The 24,405-nt window shown below is 38.9% G+C and carries 22 protein-coding genes, 3 tRNA genes and 3 pseudogenes; 9 read left to right on the top strand and 19 right to left on the bottom strand.

Features of this window, described 5'->3' with window-relative positions; all coding sequences use genetic code 11:
• Positions 1-54: 54 nt before the first annotated feature.
• Positions 55-594: pseudogene (locus tag H7O61_RS06430) on the top strand (tetratricopeptide repeat protein).
• Between the two features lie 315 nt (positions 595-909).
• Here the strand turns inward: H7O61_RS06430 and H7O61_RS06425 are convergent.
• The 4 genes from H7O61_RS06425 to H7O61_RS06410 form a co-directional block, all read right to left on the bottom strand.
• Positions 910-1,662: an SDR family oxidoreductase gene (locus H7O61_RS06425; protein ID WP_187875488.1), complete on the bottom strand. Its 753-nt coding sequence runs from the start codon at positions 1,660-1,662 to the stop codon at positions 910-912.
• A 17-nt stretch (positions 1,663-1,679) separates the two neighbouring features.
• Positions 1,680-3,215, bottom strand: coding sequence for a hypothetical protein (locus H7O61_RS06420; protein WP_187875487.1), 1,536 nt, complete (start codon positions 3,213-3,215; stop codon positions 1,680-1,682).
• Positions 3,216-3,653: 438 nt separating this feature from the next.
• Positions 3,654-3,729, bottom strand: a tRNA-Ala gene (locus H7O61_RS06415).
• A 14-nt stretch (positions 3,730-3,743) separates the two neighbouring features.
• Positions 3,744-3,820 (bottom strand) — tRNA-Ile (locus H7O61_RS06410).
• Positions 3,821-3,935: 115 nt separating this feature from the next.
• On the opposite strand from H7O61_RS06410, the gene galE reads away from it, so the two are divergent.
• Complete coding sequence (gene galE / locus H7O61_RS06405; RefSeq protein ID WP_187875486.1) at positions 3,936-4,970, top strand: UDP-glucose 4-epimerase GalE; 1,035 nt, start codon at positions 3,936-3,938, stop codon at positions 4,968-4,970.
• Here the strand turns inward: galE and truA are convergent.
• From truA to H7O61_RS06385, 4 genes are read right to left on the bottom strand one after another with little or no spacing between them, the layout of a single operon-like run.
• The gene (gene truA, locus H7O61_RS06400; protein ID WP_187875485.1) at positions 4,964-5,692 is read right to left on the bottom strand and encodes a tRNA pseudouridine(38-40) synthase TruA; all 729 of its coding nucleotides are present in this window, start codon (positions 5,690-5,692) and stop codon (positions 4,964-4,966) included. The genes galE and truA overlap by 7 nt on opposite strands.
• Positions 5,693-6,730, bottom strand: a complete 1,038-nt coding sequence (locus tag H7O61_RS06395) for an LptF/LptG family permease (RefSeq protein ID WP_120920940.1) — start codon at positions 6,728-6,730, stop codon at positions 5,693-5,695. It abuts the gene before it with no gap.
• A 21-nt stretch (positions 6,731-6,751) separates the two neighbouring features.
• Positions 6,752-7,381: a protein-L-isoaspartate O-methyltransferase gene (gene pcm, locus H7O61_RS06390; protein WP_001084556.1), complete on the bottom strand. Its 630-nt coding sequence runs from the start codon at positions 7,379-7,381 to the stop codon at positions 6,752-6,754.
• Positions 7,382-7,390: 9 nt separating this feature from the next.
• Positions 7,391-8,416 (bottom strand): ribonucleotide-diphosphate reductase subunit beta, encoded by a 1,026-nt coding sequence (locus H7O61_RS06385; RefSeq protein ID WP_021173574.1) that lies wholly within the window; start codon positions 8,414-8,416, stop codon positions 7,391-7,393.
• A gap of 198 nt (positions 8,417-8,614) precedes the next feature.
• Between H7O61_RS06385 and H7O61_RS06380 the strand changes: the two genes are divergently transcribed.
• Positions 8,615-8,699: transfer RNA gene (locus H7O61_RS06380), tRNA-Leu, on the top strand.
• A gap of 36 nt (positions 8,700-8,735) precedes the next feature.
• Here the strand turns inward: H7O61_RS06380 and pseC are convergent.
• The 9 genes and pseudogenes from pseC to accB all read right to left on the bottom strand — a co-directional run bounded on the left by pseC (position 8,736) and on the right by accB (position 15,106).
• The gene (gene pseC, locus H7O61_RS06375) at positions 8,736-9,863 is read right to left on the bottom strand and encodes a UDP-4-amino-4,6-dideoxy-N-acetyl-beta-L-altrosamine transaminase (protein ID WP_187875484.1); all 1,128 of its coding nucleotides are present in this window, start codon (positions 9,861-9,863) and stop codon (positions 8,736-8,738) included.
• Complete coding sequence (locus H7O61_RS06370; RefSeq protein WP_187875496.1) at positions 9,860-10,459, bottom strand: Laminin subunit alpha-2 precursor; 600 nt, start codon at positions 10,457-10,459, stop codon at positions 9,860-9,862. The genes pseC and H7O61_RS06370 overlap by 4 nt, the downstream gene beginning before the upstream one ends.
• A gap of 93 nt (positions 10,460-10,552) precedes the next feature.
• Positions 10,553-10,759 (bottom strand): type II restriction endonuclease, encoded by a 207-nt coding sequence (locus tag H7O61_RS08085; RefSeq protein WP_308811595.1) that lies wholly within the window; start codon positions 10,757-10,759, stop codon positions 10,553-10,555.
• 34 nt (positions 10,760-10,793) lie between these two features.
• Positions 10,794-11,102 (bottom strand): type II restriction endonuclease, encoded by a 309-nt coding sequence (locus H7O61_RS08080; RefSeq protein WP_331459592.1) that lies wholly within the window; start codon positions 11,100-11,102, stop codon positions 10,794-10,796.
• Positions 11,102-12,064, bottom strand: coding sequence for a type II restriction endonuclease (locus tag H7O61_RS06360; protein ID WP_001193919.1), 963 nt, complete (start codon positions 12,062-12,064; stop codon positions 11,102-11,104). Before H7O61_RS06360 ends, H7O61_RS08080 begins: the two co-directional genes overlap by 1 nt.
• A gap of 176 nt (positions 12,065-12,240) precedes the next feature.
• The gene (locus tag H7O61_RS06355) at positions 12,241-12,774 is read right to left on the bottom strand and encodes an FkbM family methyltransferase (RefSeq protein ID WP_187875483.1); all 534 of its coding nucleotides are present in this window, start codon (positions 12,772-12,774) and stop codon (positions 12,241-12,243) included.
• Positions 12,741-13,225, bottom strand: a pseudogene (locus H7O61_RS06350) (hypothetical protein). The gene H7O61_RS06355 and the pseudogene H7O61_RS06350 overlap by 34 nt, the downstream one beginning before the upstream one ends.
• A 22-nt stretch (positions 13,226-13,247) precedes the next feature.
• Positions 13,248-14,615, bottom strand: a complete 1,368-nt coding sequence (locus tag H7O61_RS06345; protein ID WP_187875481.1) for an acetyl-CoA carboxylase biotin carboxylase subunit — start codon at positions 14,613-14,615, stop codon at positions 13,248-13,250.
• 5 nt (positions 14,616-14,620) lie between these two features.
• Positions 14,621-15,106, bottom strand: a complete 486-nt coding sequence (gene accB, locus H7O61_RS06340; RefSeq protein ID WP_187875480.1) for an acetyl-CoA carboxylase biotin carboxyl carrier protein — start codon at positions 15,104-15,106, stop codon at positions 14,621-14,623.
• A gap of 130 nt (positions 15,107-15,236) precedes the next feature.
• Between accB and dcd the strand changes: the two genes are divergently transcribed.
• Both dcd and H7O61_RS06330 read left to right on the top strand, forming a co-directional pair.
• Positions 15,237-15,803 carry a dCTP deaminase gene (gene dcd, locus H7O61_RS06335; protein ID WP_000523107.1) on the top strand — a complete coding sequence of 189 codons (567 nt, stop codon included), beginning with the start codon at positions 15,237-15,239 and terminating at the stop codon, positions 15,801-15,803.
• 168 nt (positions 15,804-15,971) lie between these two features.
• Positions 15,972-18,227 carry a porin family protein gene (locus H7O61_RS06330; RefSeq protein WP_187875479.1) on the top strand — a complete coding sequence of 752 codons (2,256 nt, stop codon included), beginning with the start codon at positions 15,972-15,974 and terminating at the stop codon, positions 18,225-18,227.
• Between the two features lie 83 nt (positions 18,228-18,310).
• On the opposite strand, the gene H7O61_RS06325 is transcribed toward H7O61_RS06330, so the two are convergent.
• Together H7O61_RS06325 and H7O61_RS06320 are read right to left on the bottom strand one after the other, a co-directional pair.
• Positions 18,311-18,991, bottom strand: coding sequence for a 16S rRNA (uracil(1498)-N(3))-methyltransferase (locus tag H7O61_RS06325; RefSeq protein ID WP_187875478.1), 681 nt, complete (start codon positions 18,989-18,991; stop codon positions 18,311-18,313).
• The gene (locus H7O61_RS06320) at positions 18,992-19,423 is read right to left on the bottom strand and encodes a hypothetical protein (protein WP_000892137.1); all 432 of its coding nucleotides are present in this window, start codon (positions 19,421-19,423) and stop codon (positions 18,992-18,994) included.
• Positions 19,424-19,478: 55 nt separating this feature from the next.
• Here H7O61_RS06320 and hemH point away from each other — a divergent pair, with 55 nt between their 5' ends.
• From hemH to H7O61_RS06300, 4 genes and pseudogenes are all read left to right on the top strand, one after another.
• Entirely contained in the window at positions 19,479-20,486 is a 1,008-nt protein-coding gene (gene hemH, locus H7O61_RS06315; RefSeq protein WP_187875477.1) for a ferrochelatase, read from the top strand.
• A 73-nt stretch (positions 20,487-20,559) separates the two neighbouring features.
• Positions 20,560-21,231 (top strand): SoxW family protein, encoded by a 672-nt coding sequence (locus tag H7O61_RS06310; RefSeq protein ID WP_078262011.1) that lies wholly within the window; start codon positions 20,560-20,562, stop codon positions 21,229-21,231.
• A gap of 9 nt (positions 21,232-21,240) precedes the next feature.
• Positions 21,241-24,051, top strand: a complete 2,811-nt coding sequence (locus H7O61_RS06305; RefSeq protein ID WP_187875476.1) for a cytochrome c biogenesis protein — start codon at positions 21,241-21,243, stop codon at positions 24,049-24,051.
• A 9-nt stretch (positions 24,052-24,060) separates the two neighbouring features.
• A pseudogene (locus H7O61_RS06300) lies at positions 24,061-24,405 on the top strand (glycosyltransferase family 10 domain-containing protein); the annotation flags it as partial.

The following is a 24,405-nucleotide window of genomic DNA, read 5'->3' as shown; positions in this document are numbered from 1 at the left end:
ACCCCACAAGCTAATCTTTCTGGCTATAATAAAATTTTGAATAGGAGAAGTGTCATGCTAAAAAATGTCAAAAAAGCCCTTTTTAGGGTCTTATGTTTGGGTGCATTGTGTTTAGGGGGGGTTAATGGCAGAGCCAAATGCTAAAAAGCTTGTTGATTTGGGTAGAAATAGTTACAGTAAGCAAGATTTCACTCAAGCTAAGAAATATTTTGAAAAAGCTTGCGATTTGAAAGATGGTGTGGGGTGTTTTAATTTAGGGGTGCTTTATGATAATGGGCATGGAGTGGGAAAGGATTTGAAAAAGGCCGCTCAGCTTTACTTTAAAGCATGCGAATTGAATGATGGTTCTGGATGCTTTAATGCGGGGAATATATATCGTCGTGGCGATGGCGTAGCGAAGAATTTTAAAGAGGCTCTCGCTCGTTATTCTAAGGCATGCGAATTGAATGATGGTGATGGGTGTTCTGCTTAGGATTGATGCAATACGATGGCATAGGCATAGCAAAAGATAAAGAGCAAGCGATAGAAAACTTTAGAAAGAGTTGCAAATTAGGAGATGAAAAGGTATGCGATTTTCTCAACCATTTAAAATAAAAGTTTAGCCCTAACAAAGCTAGGCTAAACGGCTTTCGTTTAGCTGATTTCAATCTTTCTTATTGTTTTATTTTTTGTTTTATCGTTTTAAATTTTATTTTATGGTAAAACTCATTTTTAAAGGGGATAGGGGGTATTTTGAAATAACTCTCTCCTGCAAACTAAAAACCCCACAGCCCCTATAAGATCGCTTCAAAAAACTATTGCTTGGCTAGCGTCAAGCTCTTTTATGGTTTGTTTAAAAAACGCTTTTTAGTATTTTTTAGATTTTAAGATCAATATTTAACCAAAACAAAGCCTTTATTTTTAAACCCCTTAAGGGTTTTTATGGGTGGGTAGGGGAGCGAAAGTTTGGCTTGTGGGCATGATTTCTATGCGGTTGATATTGACATGCGAGGGTTGTTCGTAAATCCATAGCACGATGTTAGCAATATCTTGTGGCTTAAGGTAAAGGGTATTTTCATAGACGGATTGGGCTTTGATTTTATCGCCCTTAAAACGCACCATGCTGAATTCGGTTTCGCCGCACAAACCAGGTTCAACATTACTCACTCTAATGTTAGTGCCAGCCAAATCCGCTCGCAAGTTTAAAGAAAATTGTTTCACAAACGCCTTGCTCGCTCCATAGACATTCCCTCCAGGATAGGCGTAAGTGCCAGCGATAGAACCAAGATTGATGATAGTCCCTTGGTCATGCTCTATCATAGAGGGCAAGATCAAACGAGTGAGATGCAACAACCCCTTGATATTCGTGTCTATCATGATTTCCCAGTCGTCTAACTCGCATTCATAAGCCTTGTTCAAGCCTAGCGCTAAGCCGGCGTTATTGATTAAAGCGTCAATGCGATCCGTCATGGAAAAAATAGCCTCTATCGCCCGCTTAGTTTCAAGCTTGTTTTGAAGATCAAAACACAGGGGAATGAAATGTTTGGGGTAAGCGAGCTGCAATTCTTGCAAATTCTTTTTTCGCCTCCCTGTGCCAAAAACCACATGGTTTTTTTGTAAAAACGCCTTAGCGATTTCTAACCCAAACCCTGAAGTCGCCCCGCTAACTAAAATGTGCGCCATTTCTGTCCTTTAAAATTTTAAAAAAGCCCCTTAAGCCCTTTTTCAAGCTTTTCTTTGAGCTTATCATCTTTAAGCAAATGATCTAAACCTTTTTTAAGGGTGTCATTTTTTAAGATTTCTTTCAAGCCTTGTTGTAGGTTTTGTTGGATGGCTTTTTCGTTTAAAATGAGGGAAAATTTTGGCTGGTGCATGTTACCTTGAAGTTTCATTTTAAAGATGAATTTTAAAATTTCTGCATCCATGAGCATGTCCATTTGTTTGGTGCTTAAATCCAACAAGCCGTTATGGATTTTCAATTGGGTTTTGGGGCTTTTTAAACTCAAATCAGAGAGCAGGCGTTGCTGGTTGATTTGGCTTACCAGATTGGCATCGTGATAAATTTCTTTAGTAATATCAAAACGAGAAATGGAATAGAGGAAATCGCTGAATGCATTTTTGAGGAATCTTGCGTTTTTGAGATTGGCTTTCAATACGCCTTGCTTAGCGATAAGGTCATAATCCAAGTTAGCGTCTGCAATGGATTGGAAAAATTTAGGGTAATGGAATAATTCTAAGGCTTTTAAAGTGGAAATATTGGAAAAACGGGCTTTCAAATCTTTATTTAAAAGCGTGAAGTCTAGCGCACCGTCTAGTAAATTTGAATGGCCATTGACTTTTAAGAGTTTGGGGCTTTGCTCTATAGCACCTTTTAAAGTCAAGCTCCCTTTTAGGGGGTGGTTGATCATGTTTTGGAGTTTGGCTAGATGGGGTATTTCTAAAGTGTAGGGGGCGTTGAGTTTTAAAGTAGGGAAAGAATATTCGCTTTTTAGGGCTGTGAAATTAACTAAAGGGCTAGTTAGGGTGGTATCGCTGATGGCTTTGTTTTCTTTAAAATCGCTTGAGTGCGAGAGGTTGAAAACGAGCGTGTCTTTAAGGTTTAAATGAAAGATTTGATTGATTAGGGCGTTATTGATTAAAGCGTTATTAGCTGTTAGGATCAAATGCCCTTCTAAGGGCTTTAGAGAGTTAAAATCCGCTTGTAAGGACACTTTTGCGTTCGCATAAGCGGGGCGGTTGATTAAATAAAGCAAAGCTTCTAAATTGGCGTCTTTTGCGTTCAAACTTAAGTGAGAAAGCTTGAAATCATCTAAAAGGGCGTTGTAGGCAGTGTGGGATTGAGCCGCATTAGAGACGCCTTGAATCACAAGGGCTTTTCTATGCCCTTTAATGTTCCCAGAAGTAACAATAGCCCCCCTTAAAGGGTAGGGTATCAAATCCTTGAAAGAGCGTAAATTTTTAATATCTATATGGTAATCCAAATTTACGCTTTGCGTTAAAAGTGAAAAATCCCCCTTAAGAATGAGCGTGGAATCGTCGTTGGCTTGAGCTTTAAAATCCAAAGAGTTGAATCTCAATTTAAAGGTTTTAACGCTCAAATAACGCTCGTTCGGGTTGATTTTTTTCTCTATATACGAAGCGATGATTTTATTCCCCCATTCTGTAAAAAGGATAAGATAGGCCGTTAAAAGGCCGATTAAAAGAAGCGCGAGTATGGTATAAAGAAATTTTTTCATGTTTGTTTGTCCTTGAAATAAATTGAATGGAATATATTAGCTTGTTTTGTCATGGTTTCTAATATTTTTTAAAGCCTTAACGGAAGGCTTGAATTGAGATAATAAAGAATTGAGCGCTCAAAACCCACAATTTAGTAACAACACGCTTACAATCATTGAAAAACCCAAAACCCTAAAATTTTAAGCCCCCTAGAACAAATATAAGCCGATAAAGCCGCCAAAGATAGAAAGCGAAAGATTACAAAGCAAAAGAGATTTTGTGCAATATAAAGAACAAAGCAAACAAAAATCTAAAAAACTCAATCCAACTTGATCTTTGAATTTTAATTAAAAAGACTTGCGGTGTTAAAAAGGATAATCTAATCGCTCAAGAATTTCCTAAACAAACATGATTAACACGATTGATGAAAAGAGTTGTATCAAAAAAGAGGAATACAATGGTGGAGAATAGCGGGATCGAACCGCTGACCTCCTGCGTGCAAAGCAGGCGCTCTCCCAGCTGAGCTAATTCCCCAAAGGTTGTAAAAATGGTGGGCTTAGGAGGAGTTGAACCTCCGACCTCACCCTTATCAGGGGTGCGCTCTAACCACCTGAGCTATAAGCCCTTTAAAGCCAATAAAGATGAAATTATAGGTTAAACTTTCTTAAAAAATCCTTAAATAATAAATGGGATTAAGATGTTATAATACTCGTTATTTTTTCATTTCAAAAGGGGTTTTTATGGCATTATTATTCACAGGGGCGTGCGGGTATATAGGATCGCATACCGCAAGGGCGTTTTTAGAAAAAACCAAAGAAAACATCGTCATTGTAGATGATCTCAGCACCGGTTTTTTAGAGCATCTCAAAGCGTTAGAGCATTATTACCCTAATAGGGTTGTGTTTGTTCAAGCCAATTTGAATGAAACGCAAAAATTGGATGCATTTTTGAATAAGCAGCAGCTAAAAGATCCCATTGAAGCCATCTTGCACTTTGGGGCTAAAATCTCAGTAGAAGAATCCACGCGCTTGCCTTTAGAATACTACACCAACAACACGCTCAACACTTTAGAGCTTGTCAAACTTTGTTTAAAGCATGCAATCAAGCGTTTTATTTTTTCTTCTACGGCCGTGGTTTATGGCGAGTCTGATTTTAGCTTGAATGAAGAAAGCCCCTTAAACCCCATTAATCCTTATGGAGCGTCTAAAATGATGAGCGAAAGGATTTTGTTAGACACTTCTAAAGTAGCGGATTTCAATTGCGTTATCTTGCGCTATTTCAATGTGGCTGGGGCATGCATGCACAATGATTATACCACCCCCTACACTTTAGGCCAACGCACGCTCAACGCCACACATTTAATCAAAATCGCATGCGAATGCGCGGTGGGGAAAAGGAAAAAAATGGGGATTTTTGGCACTAACTACCCCACAAGAGATGGCACTTGCATTAGGGACTATATCCATGTAGATGATTTGGCTAACGCGCATTTAGCGAGCTATCAAACCCTTTTAGAAAAAAATAAGAGCGAGATCTATAATGTCGGCTACAATCAAGGCCATAGCGTGAAAGAAGTGGTAGAAAAGGTTAAAGAAATCTCAAACAACGATTTTTTAGTGGAAATTTTAGACAAACGACAGGGCGATCCAGCAAGCCTTATTGCCAATAACGCTAAAATCTTACAAAACACCCCTTTCAAACCCCTTTATAACAACCTAGACACTATTATCAAAAGCGCTCTAGATTGGGAAGAACACCTTTTGAGATTTCAATAATACACCCTGTGCAAATACAAGCCATTAGCCATTATGGGCGTTCTTATAGTGGCTTTGATGTTGTGGATTTGCGCTTGAATTTCAGCGAGCGTGATTTTTTCTAAGGAGTATTGAACGCACGCTTGAATGATCAAACGCACGCTAGAGCGCAAAAACGCATCGCCAATGATTTTAAACACCACGCACTCATGCCCTATGATAAAGGTTTTATAAGCAAAAGCGTTAAAAATAGCGCGTTTAGGATTGGTTGTAGCCCCGCCTTCTTTTTTAAACATGGAAAAATCATGCTTGCCTGTGAATTGCTTTAAAGCGGTGTTTAATGCATCCAGTGATCCATAATCCCCACAAGCGATATAAGGCGCTAAAAAAGGCGTTTTTAAATTCTTCGTTAAAAGGTAACGATACGCTCTTTTTTGAGCGTCAAAACGCGCATGGAAGTTTTTTTCTTCTAGCTTTTTTAAGACAACATGCGGGGCGAGTTTAGGGGCTAGATGATAAAATAATTTAGCGGCATTCCAGTGTTTTGGAGCGTAAAAAGACAAAACTTGGTTGTTGGCATGCACGCCTTTATCCGTGCGCCCGGCTGCGATTACAACGCTTTTAATCCCTAGTGCATTTAAAGCGTTCTCTATCTTATCTTGAACGCCGAGTTTGTTAGGCTGTTTGGCATAGCCTAAAAAATACGCCCCATCATAAGCGATAGTAGCCTTAAAACAACGCATTTAATAACGCTTTAAAATGAATTTTCTAAACAACAAATAAGAGACAAACGCCCAAATAAAGGGGAAGAAAAAGGTCATTAAAAACAAATCCGTAGAAATCACATGCACCATTAAAAAATAAACCCCAACTGCTCCAAGGACATAAAAATAACTCCAATTCGTTTTGAATCGTGGGTTGGCGATGCCAAATAAGGGGATTAAAAACACGCTCGCTAAAGGGAACAATGAAACTAAAATCGCTTGAGAAAAACGGCGTTTTTGATTTTTATTAGCGTTTTTACCAAAGGCTTTTTTCCAATAACCCAAATAATCCGTGCCTTGCAAATAGGCCGCATCATTAGAATTGAAAGACTTGAGCTTGTTGCGCAAATGCAATTCTTCAAAATCAACCTTACGCATTTTATCGCCTTGAGTGAAATACGCATGCCCGTTATACAAATTCAATTCAAACACGCCGTTTTGATTGTTGATATTGCCTTTTTGAGCCAGAATAAAGCTTTCTTGAGAGAGGCTTTTATTAGAAAAAAGCACCAAATTATCATAGGAATTGTTTTCAGTCTTATCCACATACACGAGCCAATCGCCTAATTTTTGCCCGAATTCACCCGCTCTGATGTTAATGTCAATCTTGTCCTTTTTTTGACGCAAAAACCCGTAATAAGCGCTCTTAGAGGTGGGGATTAAAATGAGGGAAAACGCTAATAAAATCGCGCTCACTAACAAACTTAAAGGCACAAACGCTTTAGTCATTTTTTTAGGCGAAACCCCTAAAGAGAAAAAGACTAACAATTCATGGTCATAGCTAAGCCTTGAAAGCCCTAAAGCGCAAGCCGCAAAAAAAGTGATCGGCAAAATAAAAAAAATGGTTCCTGGCAAGGAATACAAAAAGAGTTGCACCAGATCCAAAAAGCTCACCTTAATCACGAGCGTTACGCTTGCAATACTGATTAATAACACAATGGAAGAGATAAAAAACAGCACTAAAAAGAAGGAGAAAAAGACCTGCGAAACCGCCATGAAAAGATAGTGTTTAACCATGCTTTAATCTTTTTTCACTCTTTATTGCACCCCATCTACAACAGGCACAAACAAGCATTTTTCTAACACTTTTTGGACGCGCAAAGCGTTATTTTGTTTCACAAATCGTTTGATCACTTGCTCGTTGTTTTCTTGAATGGGCGCAACTAATATCCCGCCTTCTTCAAGCTGATCAATAAGCGCTTGGGGGATATTTTTAGCGCAAGCAGAGAATAAAATCCTATCATAGGGGGCGTATCGCTCCCAGCCCTTATTCCCATCAGCGAATTTGACATGAACATTGTCTAAACCGAGAGTTTTAAGGCGCAAACGCGCTTCTATATACAGGCTTTCAATCCTTTCAATGCTGAAAACGCGCCTGAAAATTTGAGACAGCACCGCCGCTTGATAGCCGCTCCCGCAGCCAATTTCTAGCACGCTATCCACATGATCGATTTCTAAATATTGCGTCATTTTGGCCACGGTTAGGGGCGAAGAAATGTATTGTTGCGCTTGCATAGAAAGCGCGTTTAAAGTGTAGGCAAAATGCTTGAAAGGGGCTGGCACAAAAACCTCCCTTTCAATGCTCTCCATAGCTTTTCTCACTTTAGGGTGTAAATTGAAACGCTTATGGATTTCTTCACACATCAAATGGTTTTTGATACTATTCAAACAAGCCCCTTAAAAGTCATCAAAACTCACGCTCCCTTTAGCGTAATTGCTCACCCTAGCTTCAAAGAAATTGGAGCGTTGCTCATTGAAACTTGAAAAGCTCTCTACCCATTTAATGGGGTGCTGGACGCCATAAACTTTAGCGATACCCACCTTACTCAAACGGCTATCTGCCAAAAACTGGATGTATTGCTCAATCAGGCTTGAAGTTAGCCCTAAAATCTTGCCTTGCGTGATATAATCCCCCCATGAGGCTTCAATTTCTACCGCTTTTTTAAACATCTCTATGACCTCATTAATCAATTGCGGCGTGAATAGATCCGCTCTTTCATTCCTTAAAGCGTTGATCATGTTTTGGAATAAAATCAAATGCGTTACCTCATCTCTTTGGATAAAACGAATCATTTGCGCTGATCCTAGCATTTTACCGCTCCTAGCCAGCGTGTAAAAATAGCTAAACCCGCTATAAAAATAAATCCCCTCTAAAATCTGGTTAGCAAAAAGCGCTTTGAGGATGTTTTCTTCTGTGGGGTTTTTGGCTAATTCCATATACACTTGCGCGATATAATCGTTCTTGCTTTTTAATTGCATATCGTTACGCCACATGTCATAAATTTCTTCAGTATTCGCGCTAATGCTTTCTACCATCACCGCATACGCATGGCTGTGTAAGGCTTCTTCATAAGCTTGGCGCACCAAACACAAATTGATTTCGGGACTGGTGATGAAGGGATTGACATTGTCAATTAAATTATTGGTTTGCAAGCTATCCATAAAAATGAGTTGCGCTAAAGCTCTGTCATAACCGATCTTTTCTTCTGCGCTTAATTTCAAATAATCCCTTTTGTCATCGTTCATGCTCACTTCTTCAGCAAACCAAGTGTTAGCGAGCATCGTTTTCCACAAATGATCCGCCCATTGATACTTGATCTTATTCAAATCAAACATGCTTGTAGGATTGCCCCCAAAAATCTTTCTTTCATTCACACTTTCTGTAGAATCGGGGTTGTAAATTTTCTTGCGTGAAACTTCCATTGTGTTCCTTAATTTCCTTAAAACTATCTAATGATATAGTCTTGTTAGAATACCTTAAAAGAATTTAAAACCCCCTAAAAGCCAGAAAAAACTCTAAATTTATAAAAAACTTCAATTTTTCAGTATTTTTAAAGGATTAAAAAGCTAAAATACTGCTTCTTTATTTTCTACTTCTTAGCATGCGATGGCGTGCGGTGTGCGGAAGTGGCGAAATTGGTAGACGCACTAGACTTAGGATCTAGCGCCGCAAGGCATGAAGGTTCGATTCCTTTCTTCCGCACCATTCTTAATGATTAAAATTTGAAGCCCTAAATGAAACTCAATCTATTTTAAAACTCTCAAAAGTTTTTAAAACGCTATGAGCGATGTTTTGAACGCTCTCTAAATTTAAATTCGCATGACAAGGTAAGGAAATTTCAGCGCGATAAAAATCCTCTGCGCTTTTTAATGGGGCTGTGTTAAAGAGCTGTTGATACAATTGGTATTGATAAATAGGCTTGTAATGCACTTGGGCTAAAATGCCAAGCTTGTGCAAACTTTCTAAAATGAGTTTTTTGCATGTAAAAAATTTTTGGCGCATTAAAATAGGGTAAAGGTGGTTAGAGCTTTGGTGTTTTAACAAGGGGTGTAAAGGGGTGAAATAAGGGTTATCTTTAAAAATCCTGTCATAGGTTAGAGCGGCTTCTTCTCTTTTTTGCATTAAAAGGGGGGCTTTTTTAAGCTGGCTCAAACCCAAAGCGCTTTGGATTTCATTCAAACGGAAATTATACCCTACGCTTTTGACTTCGCCTTCAAAAAAATCTTTTTTGAGCATGCCATGAGAGCGAAACGATTTCATTTTTTCATATAATTCGCTATCGTTAGTAACGACCGCTCCCCCCTCAGCCGTAGTGATAGGCTTAATGGCATGGAAACTGAACACGCTCGCTAACGCAAAGCCTCCTACTTTTTTGTTTTGATACTCGCTCCCTAGAGCATGCGAGCTGTCAGAAAGAAAACTCAAAGAATGCTTTTTGCAAAGCTTTTGAACGCTTTCTACTTCCACGCTTTTACCGGCATAATCCACGCTCACTATGGCTTTGGTTTTTTTAGTAATGAGCTTTTCTAGGGCCAATTCGTCTATATTGCCATCGTTTTTAACTTCGGCAAATACGGGTTTATAACCGCTCTCTAAGAGCATGTTAGCCGTCGCTACAAAGCTTATAGGGGTGGTGATTATTTCATTACGATCAGCACTAAATTCGCTAAAACTCCTATAAAGCGTTAAAAGGGCTGAAGTCGCGCTATTAAACGCTAACGCATGCTTAACGCCCAAAAACTCGCACAAAGCTTCTTCAAATAACAGAGAGCGTTTGCCTTGCGTGAGCTGTTTGGAATTTAAAACCTCTAAAACAGCCTTTTTATCTTCTTCGTCTAAACAAGGCTCGCTATAAGCAAACTCTTTCAAGCGAGCAAGTCTTGCAAGCGAGATGGGGTGATCTTGCTTGTGTCATGGACATCTTGGAATTTTTGAGCGTTCAGTCTTGTTTTATCTAAGGTGTTGTATTCCTTGTTTAAATGATTCGTTTCAGCGAGCTGTTTTTTCCACTGGTGCAAAGAATTTTGAATGCTTTCTTTCTCACTTTCTAATGATTTGGAAAATTTTTCCAAAGCTTTCGTGTCATCAATATCAATATTGTTAGGGAGTTTCAAACTATCATTGCCTGATTTTTGATTGAAAGAATCAATCGCTTTATCTAAACGGCTTTTGAAACGCTCAAAATCGCTTCGATCTTTTTCATTATTATGAGCGTAAGCTTTAGAAATCCCCACCAATTCTTTAGCGTCTTTATCCATGCCCTTTAAGCTTTTAAGACGGCTTTCTAAATCCCCTATGGCTAGGTTATCCTGCTTGGCTTGTTTGGCTAATTTGATTTTTTCATCACTCTCTGAAAGATTTTGAATTTCCTTATTTTCTTCTTTTCTTGTGCGCGAACTAACCCTTTGGGTGTGGTAATCCCTCGTCATCAAAGACGGGTTATAATGATTTGAAATCTTAGACATCCTATCCTCCACTTCATTGGTTTTTCTTAAAGACAAGATAAGCAAACTCTATTCCTAAAAACATTTTGATCCACTCAATTCTATCTAAAAATATTAATCTAACCCTAAAACCCTTTCTAACTCTTTGATGAGATTTGTAATTTCTTTCAATTCTTTAAGATTGAGAGTGAGCTTATAATTGACTTGATTATCAGGATTCATTGGCACCAATTGCTTTTTAAACTCATTTTGTTTCATAAAGTATTTTCTTTCTTTATGAATGTAATTGATTTCATCCTTTTTAAAAATTCTATAAAGCAATTGGTCTTCGCACACTCCTAAGCAAATCAAAAAATCATAGTTGTATCGTGGGTTTATACCATTGAACTGAAAAAGTGTTGTTAGTTCTGCCTTTTCGCGCTGTTTTAACTTCAAAGGATACACCGCTTTTTGTCATAATATCGTATTCATCATGAATAATGCCATCATTGATCACTTCATCTATAGCGTTAAGCACACTTTTTAAAAACTCTTCACCAATCTGCCCTATAGCGTTGGCTTCAAAATCTCTAATTTTTGAAAAAATAGCGTTGTAATCTTGTCCTAAATTCAATTCTTCATGTTTTTTTTCAATAATTTTTAAAAAAGTTTGTTCTAAGTCCATCAATTATCCTTTAAACTATCCAAATGATCGTATAAGGCTTGAAAAATATGGCTTTTTCCTAAATGATAGCAAGAATTAGTCGCTAAACTTGCGTATTTTGTCCAATCAATCTCTTTGAATAGTTTTTTTAATTTAGTGTTTAAAGCCTTGTTGGCGCTAGTAAATACCACAGCAATACCAGATTTATACTTAACTTCCTCAAAGTTTTCTACAATTTGTGTGCTTTTATAAAAAGTTGATGAAATGTAAAAAGACGCTTTTTGATTAAAAATCCACTCTTTACCGCATTCTCTGTTTTTAGCTAATGAAACTGTGAAAACCTTGATATACTCGCCAAAGGGTTCTTTATGGCGATTCTTATACCAAGAAAATTCACTTTTTTTGTTTTGATACTTTTTGCTCCAAATTTGAAACACGCAATGCACATCCACTTCTTTATTTTTAAAATCTATAAACGCATTTTTTTCTAAGCGTTCGCTATAAAGCAGATTTAAACCTTTCACACGATACTTAATAGAGCCCTTTCCTTGACTTTCAAAGAACATGGGTAGGATAAAACACACAAAATCACAATTTCTAGCATGGTTGATAAATTCTAACGCCATAACCCCACGATGCCCAAAAGGAGGGTTGCCCAAGCAAATCACTTTTTGATGCGTAGGCAATTTATAATTTAAAAAATCGCATTGAATAAATCCATCTCTTTTGGGTTCAATGTCTATACCAATGCGTCTATTTTTAGGAAACAAGTCATAAAACACCCCATCGCCTGCACTTGGCTCTAAAAAAATAAAGTCATCTAGATTTTCGTATTTTTTAATAACTTCACAAGCTTTTTGAAAGCATTTTAAAGCCACACTAGGCTTAGTGAAATACTGATCTAAAACATTGCTAGAATTTTCTTTCATCTCATTGCCATTGACATAGCGTTTAGGGGTAACTTCTTTGAACAAGGTTTGCATGAAAAAACTTTACTATAAAATCATAAAATTTAACGCTGATTTTTTCCGATCGTTTAAAATCCTTAAATCATGCTTAAGAAAATCCTTAAAACTTAAAAATTTTCTTCTAAATACTTCGTGTGGATTTTTGCTTGCCTGAAATCCGCATTTTCAAGCATTTCAAGGTGGAAAGACTTTCAGCCTCCATACCAATTTCTGGGTAGGATAAGCGTGGGGTTTTCAACCACATTGTCCGTGTCTAATGGATGCGGGAGCTCATCGCAATAGCCCAAGATGTGTTTTACCCGATCCTTTCTGATGAAAGTGCATTCTATGACTTCAACGATACCTACCCCATTGTGATGGTGAGGGGCACAACAATTATTGGGGTGCAAATGCACGCAATAATGCGTTTTTAAAATCTTATTCATAGCGATCTGGATCACTTCAAAATAGTTGTTATCCCACAAATATTTCAGCCGATGAATCTCTAGAGCAATGATTCTGAAGCGATCCAATAACGAATCGCTCGCATTGATGAGAGCGAGGTATTCGCCCCCTTCAATGTCCATTTGTAACATTAAATCCCCTTCGCCCACTTGAGAGTTATTGACCCAAGTGTCCAAAGTGATGAAGTCTTTGTCGTTGGAACAACCGATGAATTTTTTGATAAAGGAGTAGTTTTCTTTGGGGATATTCAATATCGGCTCATTGACCGATTTGTCTGCCATATATATATATATATATATCGTTAGGGTTTGTGGGCTTGCAATGGCGGTAAAAATCTTCTTCAAATGCGCTCACGCCTCCCACGCCTGGCGAGAAAAGCGCTTTGATCCCTTCAAAATCATTGGGTATCAAATAACCCCCATCATGCTTGTCTCCCCAACGCACCAGCTCATGCTCGGTTTTGATGGGGTGTAAGCTCTTGATGAACCCCTCTACCTTCTCTTTAGGGGTTTCAACAAACAATTCATTGATAGACATTACCCTTTCAGCTCGCCAAAGAATGGAATTGACTTGATTGGCTATAGAGTTGATTTGCTCTTTAAGTATCCCTAAAGTTTCAACATTAGAACGAACTTGCTCTTTAATCACTCCCAAGTTTTCAACATTACGATACGCGTTTAAAAACCGATTGGGTAACAAACCCTTAAGAACCCTTTTAATCACTTGCTTCATTAAAATCTCCTTGCAATTAAGTTTAAAAATTTTCTTCTAAATACTTCGTGTGGATTTTTGCTTGCCTGAAATCCGCATTTTCAAGCATTTCAAGGTGGAAAGGAATGGTTGTTTTAATGCCTTCTACCTTAAATTCCTTTAAAGCCCTTTTCATCTTAGCGATCGCTCTTTCTCTGTTTTCCCCCCACACAATGAGCTTGCCAATCATAGAATCATAGTGCGTAGGCACGACATAATTAGCATGCGCGTGCGAATCAAGGCGCACATTCACCCCACCAGGGGCGATCCATTCGGTGATTTTACCTGGGCTTGGGTAGAATTTTTTAGGATCTTCTGCAGTGATTCGGCATTCTATCGCATGCCCTTTGAGAGAAAAGCTTTCTTGCTTGGGCAATTTTTCGCCTTGAGCGATTTTAATCATCCATTCAATGAGGTTTAACCCGCTCACCATTTCGCTAATGGTGTGTTCCACTTGCAAACGAGTGTTCATCTCCATGAAATAAAAATCTTTCATGTTAGAATCGAGCAAAAATTCAAAAGTCCCCGCCCCCACATAGCCGATGTATTTAGCGGCCTTGATCGCTGTTTCTAGCAAACGCTTACGAATGCCCTCTTCTAAAACCACTGCCGGGGTTTCTTCAATGAGCTTTTGCTGGCGTCTTTGCACCGAGCAATCCCTTTCGCCCACATGAATGACATTACCATGCTTATCGGCTAGAATTTGGACTTCAATGTGCTTAGGCTTGTTGATGAACTTTTCTAAATACACGCTCCCATCGCCAAACGCGCTCAAAGCTTCCGTTTCTGCGGCTAAATAAAGGTTTTTTAATTTGGATTTATCTTCTACGACACGCATCCCCCTTCCGCCCCCACCAGCGGCCGCTTTAATGATGACAGGGTAGCCGATTTTATCAGCGATTTCTTCAGCTTCTTGATAGCTTTTAAGCAACCCTTCACTACCCTCAATCACAGGCATGCCGGCTTCTTTCATCACGCTTTTGGCTTTGGATTTATCGCTCATTAAGGCCATGACTTTCGCGCTCGGGCCAATAAATTCCAAAGAATGGTGCGAGCAAATCTCTACAAAATTCTGGTTTTCACTTAAAAACCCATACCCGGGGAAAATCGCATCCGCTTCAAACAATTCCGCCGCACTAATGATCGCAGGGATATTCAAGTAACTTTCGCTGGATTTTGCCCCCCCTATACACACTTTTGCGTTAGCCGTATTGAGATAGTGGGCGTCCTTATCAGCGATAGAATAAATGGCTATGGATTCTTTACCCATTTCTTGAATGGTTTGGATCGCTCTTAAAGCGATCTCGCCTCTATTGGCAATCAAAATGCGCGAAAGCTCTTTTTTTTCCACCTTTTTGTTTTCTTTATTCATGGATTTTAAAGCTTTTCAACTTTGATGAGTTTCGTGCCGTATTCTACCGGCTGAGCGTCTCCCACTTCAATAGAAACCACCTTACAAGGGTATTCCACTTCAATTTCATTCATGATTTTCATCGCTTCCACAATGCCAATAATTTGCCCTTTTTTAAGCGTATCGCCCGCTTTGACATAAGGCTCAGCCCCAGGGGAAGGCGCATGATAAAAAGTGCCTACCATAGGCGAAAGCACGAAATCTTCTTTTTTATCCACAATAGGGGTGCATACCATAGGCACAGGGGTTTGAGTGTTTGGCATGCTCGCTTCTACCATGATGGGGGCTTGGATGGGGGCTGAAGAACGGGCTGAATTTAGCGCGTTTTTATGCTTCGTATAAGCGGATTCTTTATCCAAAACCAATTCAAAATGCTCATGCTTTAATTTCAAATGCCCTAAATCAGAAGCTTTAAATTCTTTGATCAACTCTTCAATTTCAGAAAGGTTCATAACGATCTATTCCTTAATATTATTTTAAAATATGCCACAAACACATCATCTTACTAACCATAAGCGTTTTTAGCAAAAAATTATTGTTATAATAACATAATTATTAACAAACTTTAAAGGCTTTGTGCGTATGGGATTAAAAGCGGATTCTTGGATTAAAAAAATGAGTTTAGAGCATGGCATGATTAGCCCTTTTTGCGAAAAGCAAGTCGGTAAGAATGTGATCAGCTATGGTTTGAGCAGTTACGGGTATGATATTAGAGTGGGGAGTGAGTTCATGCTCTTTGATAACAAAAACGCTTTAATTGACCCTAAAAACTTTGACCCTAACAACGCAACCAAAATTGATGCGAGTAAAGAAGGGTATTTTATCTTGCCCGCTAACGCGTTCGCCCTAGCCCATACGATAGAGTATTTTAAAATGCCTAAAGACACCTTAGCGATTTGTTTAGGCAAAAGCACTTACGCTAGGTGCGGGATCATTGTGAATGTTACGCCTTTTGAGCCGGAATTTGAAGGCTATATCACGATTGAAATTTCTAACACCACCAACTTACCGGCTAAAGTCTATGCCAATGAGGGGATCGCACAAGTGGTGTTTTTACAAGGCGATGAAGTGTGCGAGCAAAGCTATAAAGACAGGGGCGGTAAGTATCAAGGGCAAGTGGGCATCACTTTGCCTAAAATTTTGAAGTGATTTGAAGAAAGATAAAAGCATTTATCCTTTGGGTGTTGTTTATTTTTTAATACAAACAATACCGCAATTTCTTAAAAATGTATTATAATACGAAACTTCAGTTTTATTGAGTTACAGACTCTTTGAGAACAAAACGCTAAACCATTTTAGGAAATTTAGGAAAATACCATGCTAAAACTCGTTAGCAGAACGATTTGTTTATCCTTAATCGGCTTATTCAACCCTTTAGAAGCCTTTCAAAAACACCAAAAAGACGGCTTTTTTGTAGAAGCCGGGTTTGAAACCGGGCTATTAGAAGGCGCGCAAACTAAAGAACAAGCAATAACCCAAAACACCCAAAACACTCAAAAAATCTATGAAAACCCCCTAACCCACCCCCAAACTAAAGAACAACCCAAAGAACAAAACAAAAGCGATACAGCCACCCCACAAAGCGTCTATGGGAGATACTACATCCTCCAAAACACCATTTTAGAAAAAGCGACTGAGCTATTCACAGCGGCTAATATCAATGGCAACGGCTTAACTTTTTATTCTCAAAGCCCTGTGTATGTGATGGCATACAACAAGGAAAATGCCGAGTTTGAAGGCTATGGCAATAACAGCGTGGTTGTGATACAAAACTTCCTGCCCTACAATTTAAACAATATTGAGCTGAGTTATACAGACGCTCAAGGTAAGGTGGTTAATTTAGGTGTGATAGAGACTATCCCTAAAGATTCTCAAATCATTCTGCCTGCAAGCTTGTTTAATAATTTTTCAAACGATTCATTATTCAACTCTGATGGCCTCCAACAACTCCAAACCACTACCACCCCCTTTTCTGATGCTAACACGCAAAGTTTGTTTGAAAAGCTCAGTCAAATCACGACCAATCTTCAAATGACTTATGAGAATACAGACCCCTTTTCTAGCGGCAACAACGATCCTAATGGCCCTCTCGCTTCTCCTAAACCTCATTATGAATGCCCTGGTTATAAAAAGAGCTGTCAAGTCGCTTCGGTGTCTTTCACCCCACAAACCGCAGAAGAATTGACCAATTTAATGTTAGACATGATTGCGGTGTTTGATTCTAAATCTTGGGAAGAAGCCGTTTTGAACGCCCCTTTCCAATTTTCTAACAGCCCATCAGAGTGCGGCATTGATTACCCCAAATGCGTGAATCCCTTTAATAACGGGCTTGTTGATCCTAAAGATGAAAAATACGCGCTAACCCCAGAAGAAGTTATCAATAGTTATAGAGTCGCCAATGAGCTTACGGTGAATCTCTTGAATGCGGCTAAGGGGTTTTTAGGGCTAGGATCCCAACTGGGTAGCGCTAATGCCCCAGGTGATAATGGCTTCAATCAAGGTGTTTTAGGGATAGCGCCTTTTGCCTTAGATCCTGAAAAATTGTTCGGTAAAAATTTGAATAAAGTGGCTATTTTGGAATTAAGAGACATTATCCATGAGTATGGCCATACTTTAGGCTATACGCATAATGGGAACATGACTTATCAAAGGGTGCGTTTATGCCAAGAAGGAAACGGGCCAGAGGTGCGCTGTGAGGGCGGGCATGAAGTGGAGAAAAACGGCAAAGAAGAGCTAGAATTCAGTAACGGGCATGAAGTGCGAGACCATGATGGTTACGACTATGATGTGTGTTCTCGTTTTGGTGGCAAAAATCAGCCCGCTTTCCCTAGCAATTACCCCAATTCCATTTATACGAATTGCGCTCAAGTCCCCGCTGGGCTTATAGGCGTTACCACCGCTGTCTGGCAACAGCTCATCAATCAAAACGCTCTGCCCATTAATTTCGCTAATTTGAGCAGCCAAGCCAACTATTTAGACGCCAGTTTGAACGCGCAAAATTTTGCAACCTCTATGGTCAGCGCGATCGCGCAAAATTTTTCCACCACTTCCACCACCACTTACCGCTCTTCAAGTAAGAATTTTAGAAGCCCTATTTTAGGGGTTAATGTTAAAATAGGCTACCAACATTATTTCAATGACTATATAGGGTTAGCCTATTACGGCATCATCAAATACAACTACGCTCAAGCTAACGATGAAAAAATCCAGCAATTAAGCTATGGTGGGGGAATGGATGTGTTATTTGATTTCATCACCACTTATGCTAATAAAAAGCAAGGCAATCCCACTAAAAAAGTTTTTGCTTCCTCTTTTGGGGTGTTTGGGGGGTTAAGGGGATTATACAATAGCTACTATGTTTTCAATCAAGTCAAAGGAAGCGGTAATTTAGATACAGTTACTGGGTTTAATTACCGCTACAAGCATTCTAAATATTCCATAGGCATTAGCGTTCCTTTAATCCAAAGCGGTATTAAAATCGCTTCTAATAATGGCATCTATGCGAACTCTGTTGTTGTGAATGAAGGGGGCAGCCATTTTAAGGTGTTTTTTAATTACGGGTGGGTATTTTAAATTTTAAAACTTTGCTTTACTTGAAGTTTTTTAGCAAAAAGTTAAGTTTTTAGAATTTGTTTTTAAAACTTTTGCAATGCCCCCTAAATTTGCGCAATACTCGCTACAAACACGCATGCGCTCTCAGATTTTAGCACCATATCTAATGGGATGCGATAAATTTCACGCTCTTTAAAATACCCTTTTTCTTGTTCGCTAAAGCCCCCTTCAGGTCCTATGATAACGCCCTTTTCAAAATTCGTGCTTGCGGGCAAGATTTCGCCGTTAAAATCCAAAACGCTCGCTTTTGGGTAGGCGTTTAACATTTCTTTGGTGTTTGAAAACGCTTCCAATTCCATTAAAGCGCTACGACCGCATTGCTCGCAAGAATGGATCAGAATCTTTTGGAAGCGCTCTAATTTGGCGCTGTCTATTTTTTCATTACGCTGGCTAAAATCCGCATAGAATAAACTCAACTTGCTCACGCCTAACTGGTTTAAAAAGGGTAGGATTTTTTCAATGCTTTTGATTTCAATCACGCTTAAGATCAAATGCGTTTTTTTATTAGCCATAACCTCTAATGGTTGCACACCCACTAGCCTTAAAAGGGCGTGTTTTTTAGTGATTTCTGCATGCTCATAGGTGTATAAAAAGCCGTCTTTTAAATTCCTTAAATCCAAACGACTCGCGCTTTTGATACGCCTTGATCGGTATAAATGCGTATAACTCTCGCCTTCTATTTTTAAAACAGGCTCTTTGGCTAAAGGGTGGTAGACAAAACGCATTCAAAGGCCCATTAACACAACAATAAGAATCGTTTCTAAAAAATACAGGATTTTAGCCTTTTTAATATACGCTTCCATCCTTTCTTTTTTAGTGATAGCGAATTTCACGCTTTTATGGCGTTTGATTTCTGCTATCAGCATCAACAACAACCCTAAAAGCATAACAACAGCGCTAAAAGAAAATTCAAATTGTTGCATCGCCCAAATAAAAATCCCGCTCAAAAGAGCGATGCTTAAAAGAATGTAAATCGCTGGCATGACAAGATAGATTTTTTTGTTCAATTGGATGAAATTCTTTTCTTTAAAAAGGGTGTAAAGATTGATCATAAAGGCTAGGGCGAGCAAAGCGGCAAAAAAGGCATGGACAAGCAAGGATTGAGCCATCACAGAAGAATCTTGTGTATTTAATGCTTGCAAACTCATCTCTAACATTAACTTCTTTCTAACGATTTATTTTTTATTAATCGTTTTATTTTAGCATGTGCTAATGAATTTGATCAATGAAAAGCTTAATAATTTAGAAAATAACGCCGCAAAATCCCCCAAAGAAGCAGTCGTTCTTTTGAATATGGGAGGGCCTAACAGCCTTTATGAAGTGGGGGTGTTTTTAAAAAACATGTTTGATGACCCCTTTATCCTTACCATTAAGAATAATTTCATGCGTAAAATGGTGGGTAAAATGATCGTCAATAGCCGCATAGAAAAATCCAAAAAAATCTATGAAAAATTAGGAGGCAAATCCCCTTTAACGCCTATCACATTCGCCCTTACAGAGCGTTTGAACGAATTGGATCCTACTCGTTTTTACACTTATGCGATGCGTTATACCCCCCCTTATGCGTCTATGGTCTTGCAAGATTTAGCCTTAAAAGAAATAGAAAGCCTGGTGTTTTTTTCCATGTATCCGCAATATTCTAGCACCACCACCCTTTCTAGTTTCAATGACGCTTTTAACGCCCTAAAATCTTTAGAAACTTTCCGCCCCAAGGTGCGAGTGATAGAGCGCTTTTATACTGACAAAAAGCTTAATGAAATCATTTTAAACGCGATTTTAAGCGCCCTAAACAACCGCAAAAGCCAGGATTTTGTCTTAATCTTTTCCGTCCATGGCTTGCCTAAAAGCATTGTTGATGCCGGCGATACTTACCAGCAAGAATGCGAACACCATGTGAGTTTGTTGAAAGAGTTGATGCAACAAAAAAATATCCCTTTTAAAGAAGTTTTACTCTCTTATCAATCCAAGCTAGGGCCTATGAAATGGCTAGAGCCAAGCACTGAAGAGCTGATAGAAAAGCACCGCAAATCTAATATTATCATTTATCCTTTAGCTTTCACGATTGATAATTCTGAAACGCTTTATGAATTAGACATGCAATACCGCTTAATGGCAGAGCGCTTGGCGGTTAAAGAATATTTAGTTTGCCCATGCTTAAACGATTCCATAGAGTTTGCAAAATTTATCATTGAATTAGTGAAAAACCTTAAAAGTGAGTGAAATCTGCATAAAAAAGCGATTATTATAGTAAAATACCGGGTTTTCAAATCTATTAAACAATAAAGGTTATTACATGTTTTCACTTTCTTATGTTTCCAAGAAATTTTTAAGCGTGTTGCTATTGATTTCGTTGTTTTTAAGCGCTTGCAAATCCAACAATAAAGACAAATTGGATGAAAATCTTTTAAGCTCCGGCGCTCAAAGCTCCAAAGAATTGAACGATGAGCGAGACAATATAGACAAAAAGAGTTACGCTGGTTTAGAAGATGTTTTTTTAGACAACAAGTCCATTAGCCCTAATGATAAATACATGCTTTTAGTTTTTGGGCGCAATGGCTGCTCCTATTGTGAAAGGCTTAAAAAAGATCTCAAAAATGTCAAAGAATTGCACGACTATATTAAAGATCATTTTAGCGCTTACTATGTCAATATCAGCTATTCTAAAGAGCATAATTTTAAAGTCGGCGATAAGGATAAAAATGATGAAAAAGAAATCAAAATGTCCACCGAAGAATTAGCGCAAATTTATGCCGTCCAATCCACCCCTACGATCGTTTTATCCGATAAAACCGGCAAAACCATCTATGAATTGCCCGGCTATATGCCTTCTGTGCAATTTTTAGCCGTGTTAGAATTTATCGGCGATGGGAAGTATCAAGACACGAAAAACGATGAGGATCTCACTAAAAAATTAAAGGCTTACATCAAGTATAAAACCAACCTTTCTAAGAGCAAGTCCAGCTAGAGAATGAGAATGAAAAACCTTAAGAGCTTGCTCTCTTTTTTGTTCGCTTCTTTTTGGGTCGCTATCCCTTTAATTGCGTTCTACGCTTGCGCGTGCGCAATAGCCACTTTTATAGAAAACGATTACGGCACGAGCGCGAGTAAGGCTATCGTGTATAACACCCCTTGGTTTAATTTCTTGCATGCGTATTTATTGGTGGTTTTAATAGGCACATTCATCAATTCTAAAGCTTTAGAGCGCAAAAGGTATGCGAGCCTTTTTTTCCACAGCTCCTTGATTTTCATCATTTTAGGGGCAGCGATCACGCGTTTTTTTGGCGTGGAAGGCCTTATGCATGTGCGAGAAAATAGCGCGCAAAGCTCTTTTGAAAGCGCGGACACTTACCTTAATATCACCCTAAATGATGAAAAAAAACTTTCTTTAAAAACGCCTTTAACCTTTTATTATTCCAAACGATTAAAACCCATTCATGCCACTTTAGATCACAAGCCTTTGATTTTAGAACCTTTAGAGATCTACAAACAAAACGCCATTAAAAAAGATGACGCTACCATTTTAGTGTTGAAAGCGACTTATAACGGCGTGAGCCGCAAATTCAATCTCATTAAAACCAATAGGAATGAAGGCGTAGAAGAAAGCGAGATGTTTAAAGACGATAAGCTCTCTTTAAGTTTTGGATCCGCTTACATTGAATTACCCTTTCAAATTAAACTGAAGCGTTTTGAATTAGAGCGCTACGCTGGCTCTATGAGCCCTTCATCTTACGCTTCAGAAGTGGAAGTGTTGAAATTGGATAACACCTTAATCAAACCTTATAGGATTTTTATGAACCATGTTTTAGATTATGAAGGCTATCGCTTTTTCCAATCTTCTTATGACATGGATGAAAAAGGCACGATCCTTTCTGTCAATAAAGATCCGGGTAAAATCCCCACTTATTTAGGGTATGCGATGCTTATTTTGGGGGCTTTGTGGTTGCTTTTGGATAAAAACGGGCGTTTTTTAAAGCTTTCACGCTTTTTAAAATCCCAACAAGCCGCTAGTTTCTTACTCGCTTTAATTCTAATCAGCCCCTTTACTTCTTCGTTCGCCAATGAAGGCCAAATTGACATGCATGGGGGCAAAAGCACTCCAATAGAACGACAAAGCGTAGAAAATCCCGCCAATAAAGAAGATTCTAAAAGCGCGATTTTAGATCGTTTGAAACGTTTAAGAGAGTATTCCAAAGACCATTTAAAAGCCTTTCAAAGGCTTCAAGTCCAGGATTTTGACGGGCGTATCAAACCCCTTGATACCATTAGCATTGAATACGTCCATAAGATTTTAAGAAAAGATGATTTTCAAGGGCTAAACGCCATGCAAGTGCTTTTAGGGATCATGTTTTTCCCCAATGATTGGCGTAGCGTTAAGATGATTTACACTTCTAATAAAGCCTTAAGGAAGCTTATTGGCACGCCTTTAGACGAAAGCCGTATCGCTTTTAGAGATGTTTTTGATAGCCGTGGGTATAAATTAAAAAATCTGGTTGAAGAAGCCAATCAAAAATCCCCCAATGCGCGCAACGAGTTGGATAAAGACGCGCTAAAAGTAGATGAGCGAATCAACTTAGTCTATACGCTTTTTAGCGCTCAATTTTTACGCATTTTCCCTAGCGATAAAACCACCGCTTGGCTCTCGCCCATTGAAGCGATCAACAGCCCCAATAAAGAAATTTCAAGCGTGGCAACGGAGTTTTTAAAAAATATTTTTAGCGGGTTTGATGACGCTTTGAAAACCAACCAATGGGATAAAGTAGAAAAAACCCTAAAAGATTTAAGCGTCTATCAGCAAGAGCATGCCAAAAACCTCTATCTATCTTCTTCAAAAGTGGATTCTGAAATTTTTTTAAACCACACCAATTTTTTTAACAGCCTGACCTTGCCTTATATCTTTCTAGGGTTATTGCTTTTTATCGTTGTGATCACCTCTTTGGTTAAAAACACGACTCCAAATATTTGGCTCACTAAAATCCTTTATATGGCTATCTTGCTTTGCACGATCGCTCATTCTGTGGGGTTAATCTTGCGTTGGTATGTGAGCGGGCATTCGCCTTGGAGCAACGCTTATGAATCCATGCTTTATATCGCATGGGCTTCTGTTATCGCAGGGTTTGTTTTACGATCCAAACTCGCGCTATCGGCTTCTAGCTTTTTAGCCGGTATCGCGCTCTTTGTGGCTCATTTAGGCTTTATGGATCCTCAAATCGGCCCTTTAGTGCCGGTGTTAAAATCCTATTGGCTCAATATCCATGTCTCTGTCATCACCGCTAGTTATGGCTTTTTGGGCTTGTGTTTTGTGCTAGGGATTTTAAGTTTGGTTTTGTTTATTTTGCGTAAACAAGGGCGTTTCAATTTGGACAAAACCATTCTCTCCATTAGCGCTATCAATGAAATGAGTATGATTTTAGGCCTGTTCATGCTCACAGCCGGGAATTTTTTAGGCGGGGTGTGGGCGAATGAATCTTGGGGGCGCTATTGGGGGTGGGACCCTAAAGAAACTTGGGCGTTGATTTCTATTTGCGTTTATGCTTTAATCTTGCATTTGCGTTTTTTAGGCTCTCAAAATTGGCCCTTTATTTTAGCGAGCAGCAGCGCGCTAGGGTTTTATTCGGTTTTAATGACTTATTTTGGCGTGAATTACTACCTTTCTGGCTTGCACAGCTATGCCGCAGGCGATCCTTTGCCGATCCCTACTTTTTTATACTTTTTGGTAGCGATACCTTTTATCCTTGTGATCTTGGCGTATTTCAAACGCCATTTGAGTTTGCCTAAATTGGTTTAAAAGATAAAGATGTTCCAACCCTTACTAGACGCCTTTATAGAAAGCGCTCCAATTAAAAAAAAATTACCTCTAAATCCCCCCCCCCCCCCCTAAAAATCGCTGTGGCGAATTGGTGGGGAGGCGCTGAAGAATTTAAAAAGAGCGCTCTGTATTTCATCTTAAGCCAACGCTACAAAATCACCCTCCACCAAAACCCTAACGAATTTTCAGATCTCGTCTTTGGCAGTCCCCTTGGATCAGCCAGAAAAATCCTATCCTATCAAAACACTAAACGAGTGTTTTACACCGGTGAAAATGAAGTCCCTAATTTCAACCTCTTTGATTACGCCATAGGCTTTGATGAATTGGACTTTA

The sequence above is a fragment of the Helicobacter pylori genome (genome assembly GCF_014496965.1).
GTDB lineage: Bacteria > Campylobacterota > Campylobacteria > Campylobacterales > Helicobacteraceae > Helicobacter > Helicobacter pylori_CZ.
Note: the sequence above shows the minus strand (reverse complement) of the source record. Positions and strands in the feature narration are given on the sequence as shown.

Coding starts and splice junctions, on each gene's coding strand:
- accB (WP_187875480.1), bottom strand. CDS start 15,106: ATGAACCTTTCTGAAATTGAAGAGTTGATCAAAGAATTTAAAGCTTCT.
- H7O61_RS08080 (WP_331459592.1), bottom strand. CDS start 11,102: ATGGACTTAGAACAAACTTTTTTAAAAATTATTGAAAAAAAACATGAA.
- H7O61_RS06425 (WP_187875488.1), bottom strand. CDS start 1,662: ATGGCGCACATTTTAGTTAGCGGGGCGACTTCAGGGTTTGGGTTAGAA.
- H7O61_RS06385 (WP_021173574.1), bottom strand. CDS start 8,416: ATGGAAGTTTCACGCAAGAAAATTTACAACCCCGATTCTACAGAAAGT.
- truA (WP_187875485.1), bottom strand. CDS start 5,692: ATGCGTTGTTTTAAGGCTACTATCGCTTATGATGGGGCGTATTTTTTA.
- H7O61_RS06345 (WP_187875481.1), bottom strand. CDS start 14,615: ATGAATAAAGAAAACAAAAAGGTGGAAAAAAAAGAGCTTTCGCGCATT.
- H7O61_RS06370 (WP_187875496.1), bottom strand. CDS start 10,459: ATGTCTAAGATTTCAAATCATTATAACCCGTCTTTGATGACGAGGGAT.
- hemH (WP_187875477.1), top strand. CDS start 19,479: ATGAATTTGATCAATGAAAAGCTTAATAATTTAGAAAATAACGCCGCA.
- H7O61_RS06320 (WP_000892137.1), bottom strand. CDS start 19,423: ATGTTAGAGATGAGTTTGCAAGCATTAAATACACAAGATTCTTCTGTG.
- H7O61_RS06305 (WP_187875476.1), top strand. CDS start 21,241: ATGAAAAACCTTAAGAGCTTGCTCTCTTTTTTGTTCGCTTCTTTTTGG.
- galE (WP_187875486.1), top strand. CDS start 3,936: ATGGCATTATTATTCACAGGGGCGTGCGGGTATATAGGATCGCATACC.
- H7O61_RS06330 (WP_187875479.1), top strand. CDS start 15,972: ATGCTAAAACTCGTTAGCAGAACGATTTGTTTATCCTTAATCGGCTTA.
- H7O61_RS06325 (WP_187875478.1), bottom strand. CDS start 18,991: ATGCGTTTTGTCTACCACCCTTTAGCCAAAGAGCCTGTTTTAAAAATA.
- H7O61_RS06395 (WP_120920940.1), bottom strand. CDS start 6,730: ATGGTTAAACACTATCTTTTCATGGCGGTTTCGCAGGTCTTTTTCTCC.
- H7O61_RS06360 (WP_001193919.1), bottom strand. CDS start 12,064: ATGCAAACCTTGTTCAAAGAAGTTACCCCTAAACGCTATGTCAATGGC.
- dcd (WP_000523107.1), top strand. CDS start 15,237: ATGGGATTAAAAGCGGATTCTTGGATTAAAAAAATGAGTTTAGAGCAT.
- H7O61_RS06355 (WP_187875483.1), bottom strand. CDS start 12,774: ATGGCAGACAAATCGGTCAATGAGCCGATATTGAATATCCCCAAAGAA.
- H7O61_RS06420 (WP_187875487.1), bottom strand. CDS start 3,215: ATGAAAAAATTTCTTTATACCATACTCGCGCTTCTTTTAATCGGCCTT.
- H7O61_RS06310 (WP_078262011.1), top strand. CDS start 20,560: ATGTTTTCACTTTCTTATGTTTCCAAGAAATTTTTAAGCGTGTTGCTA.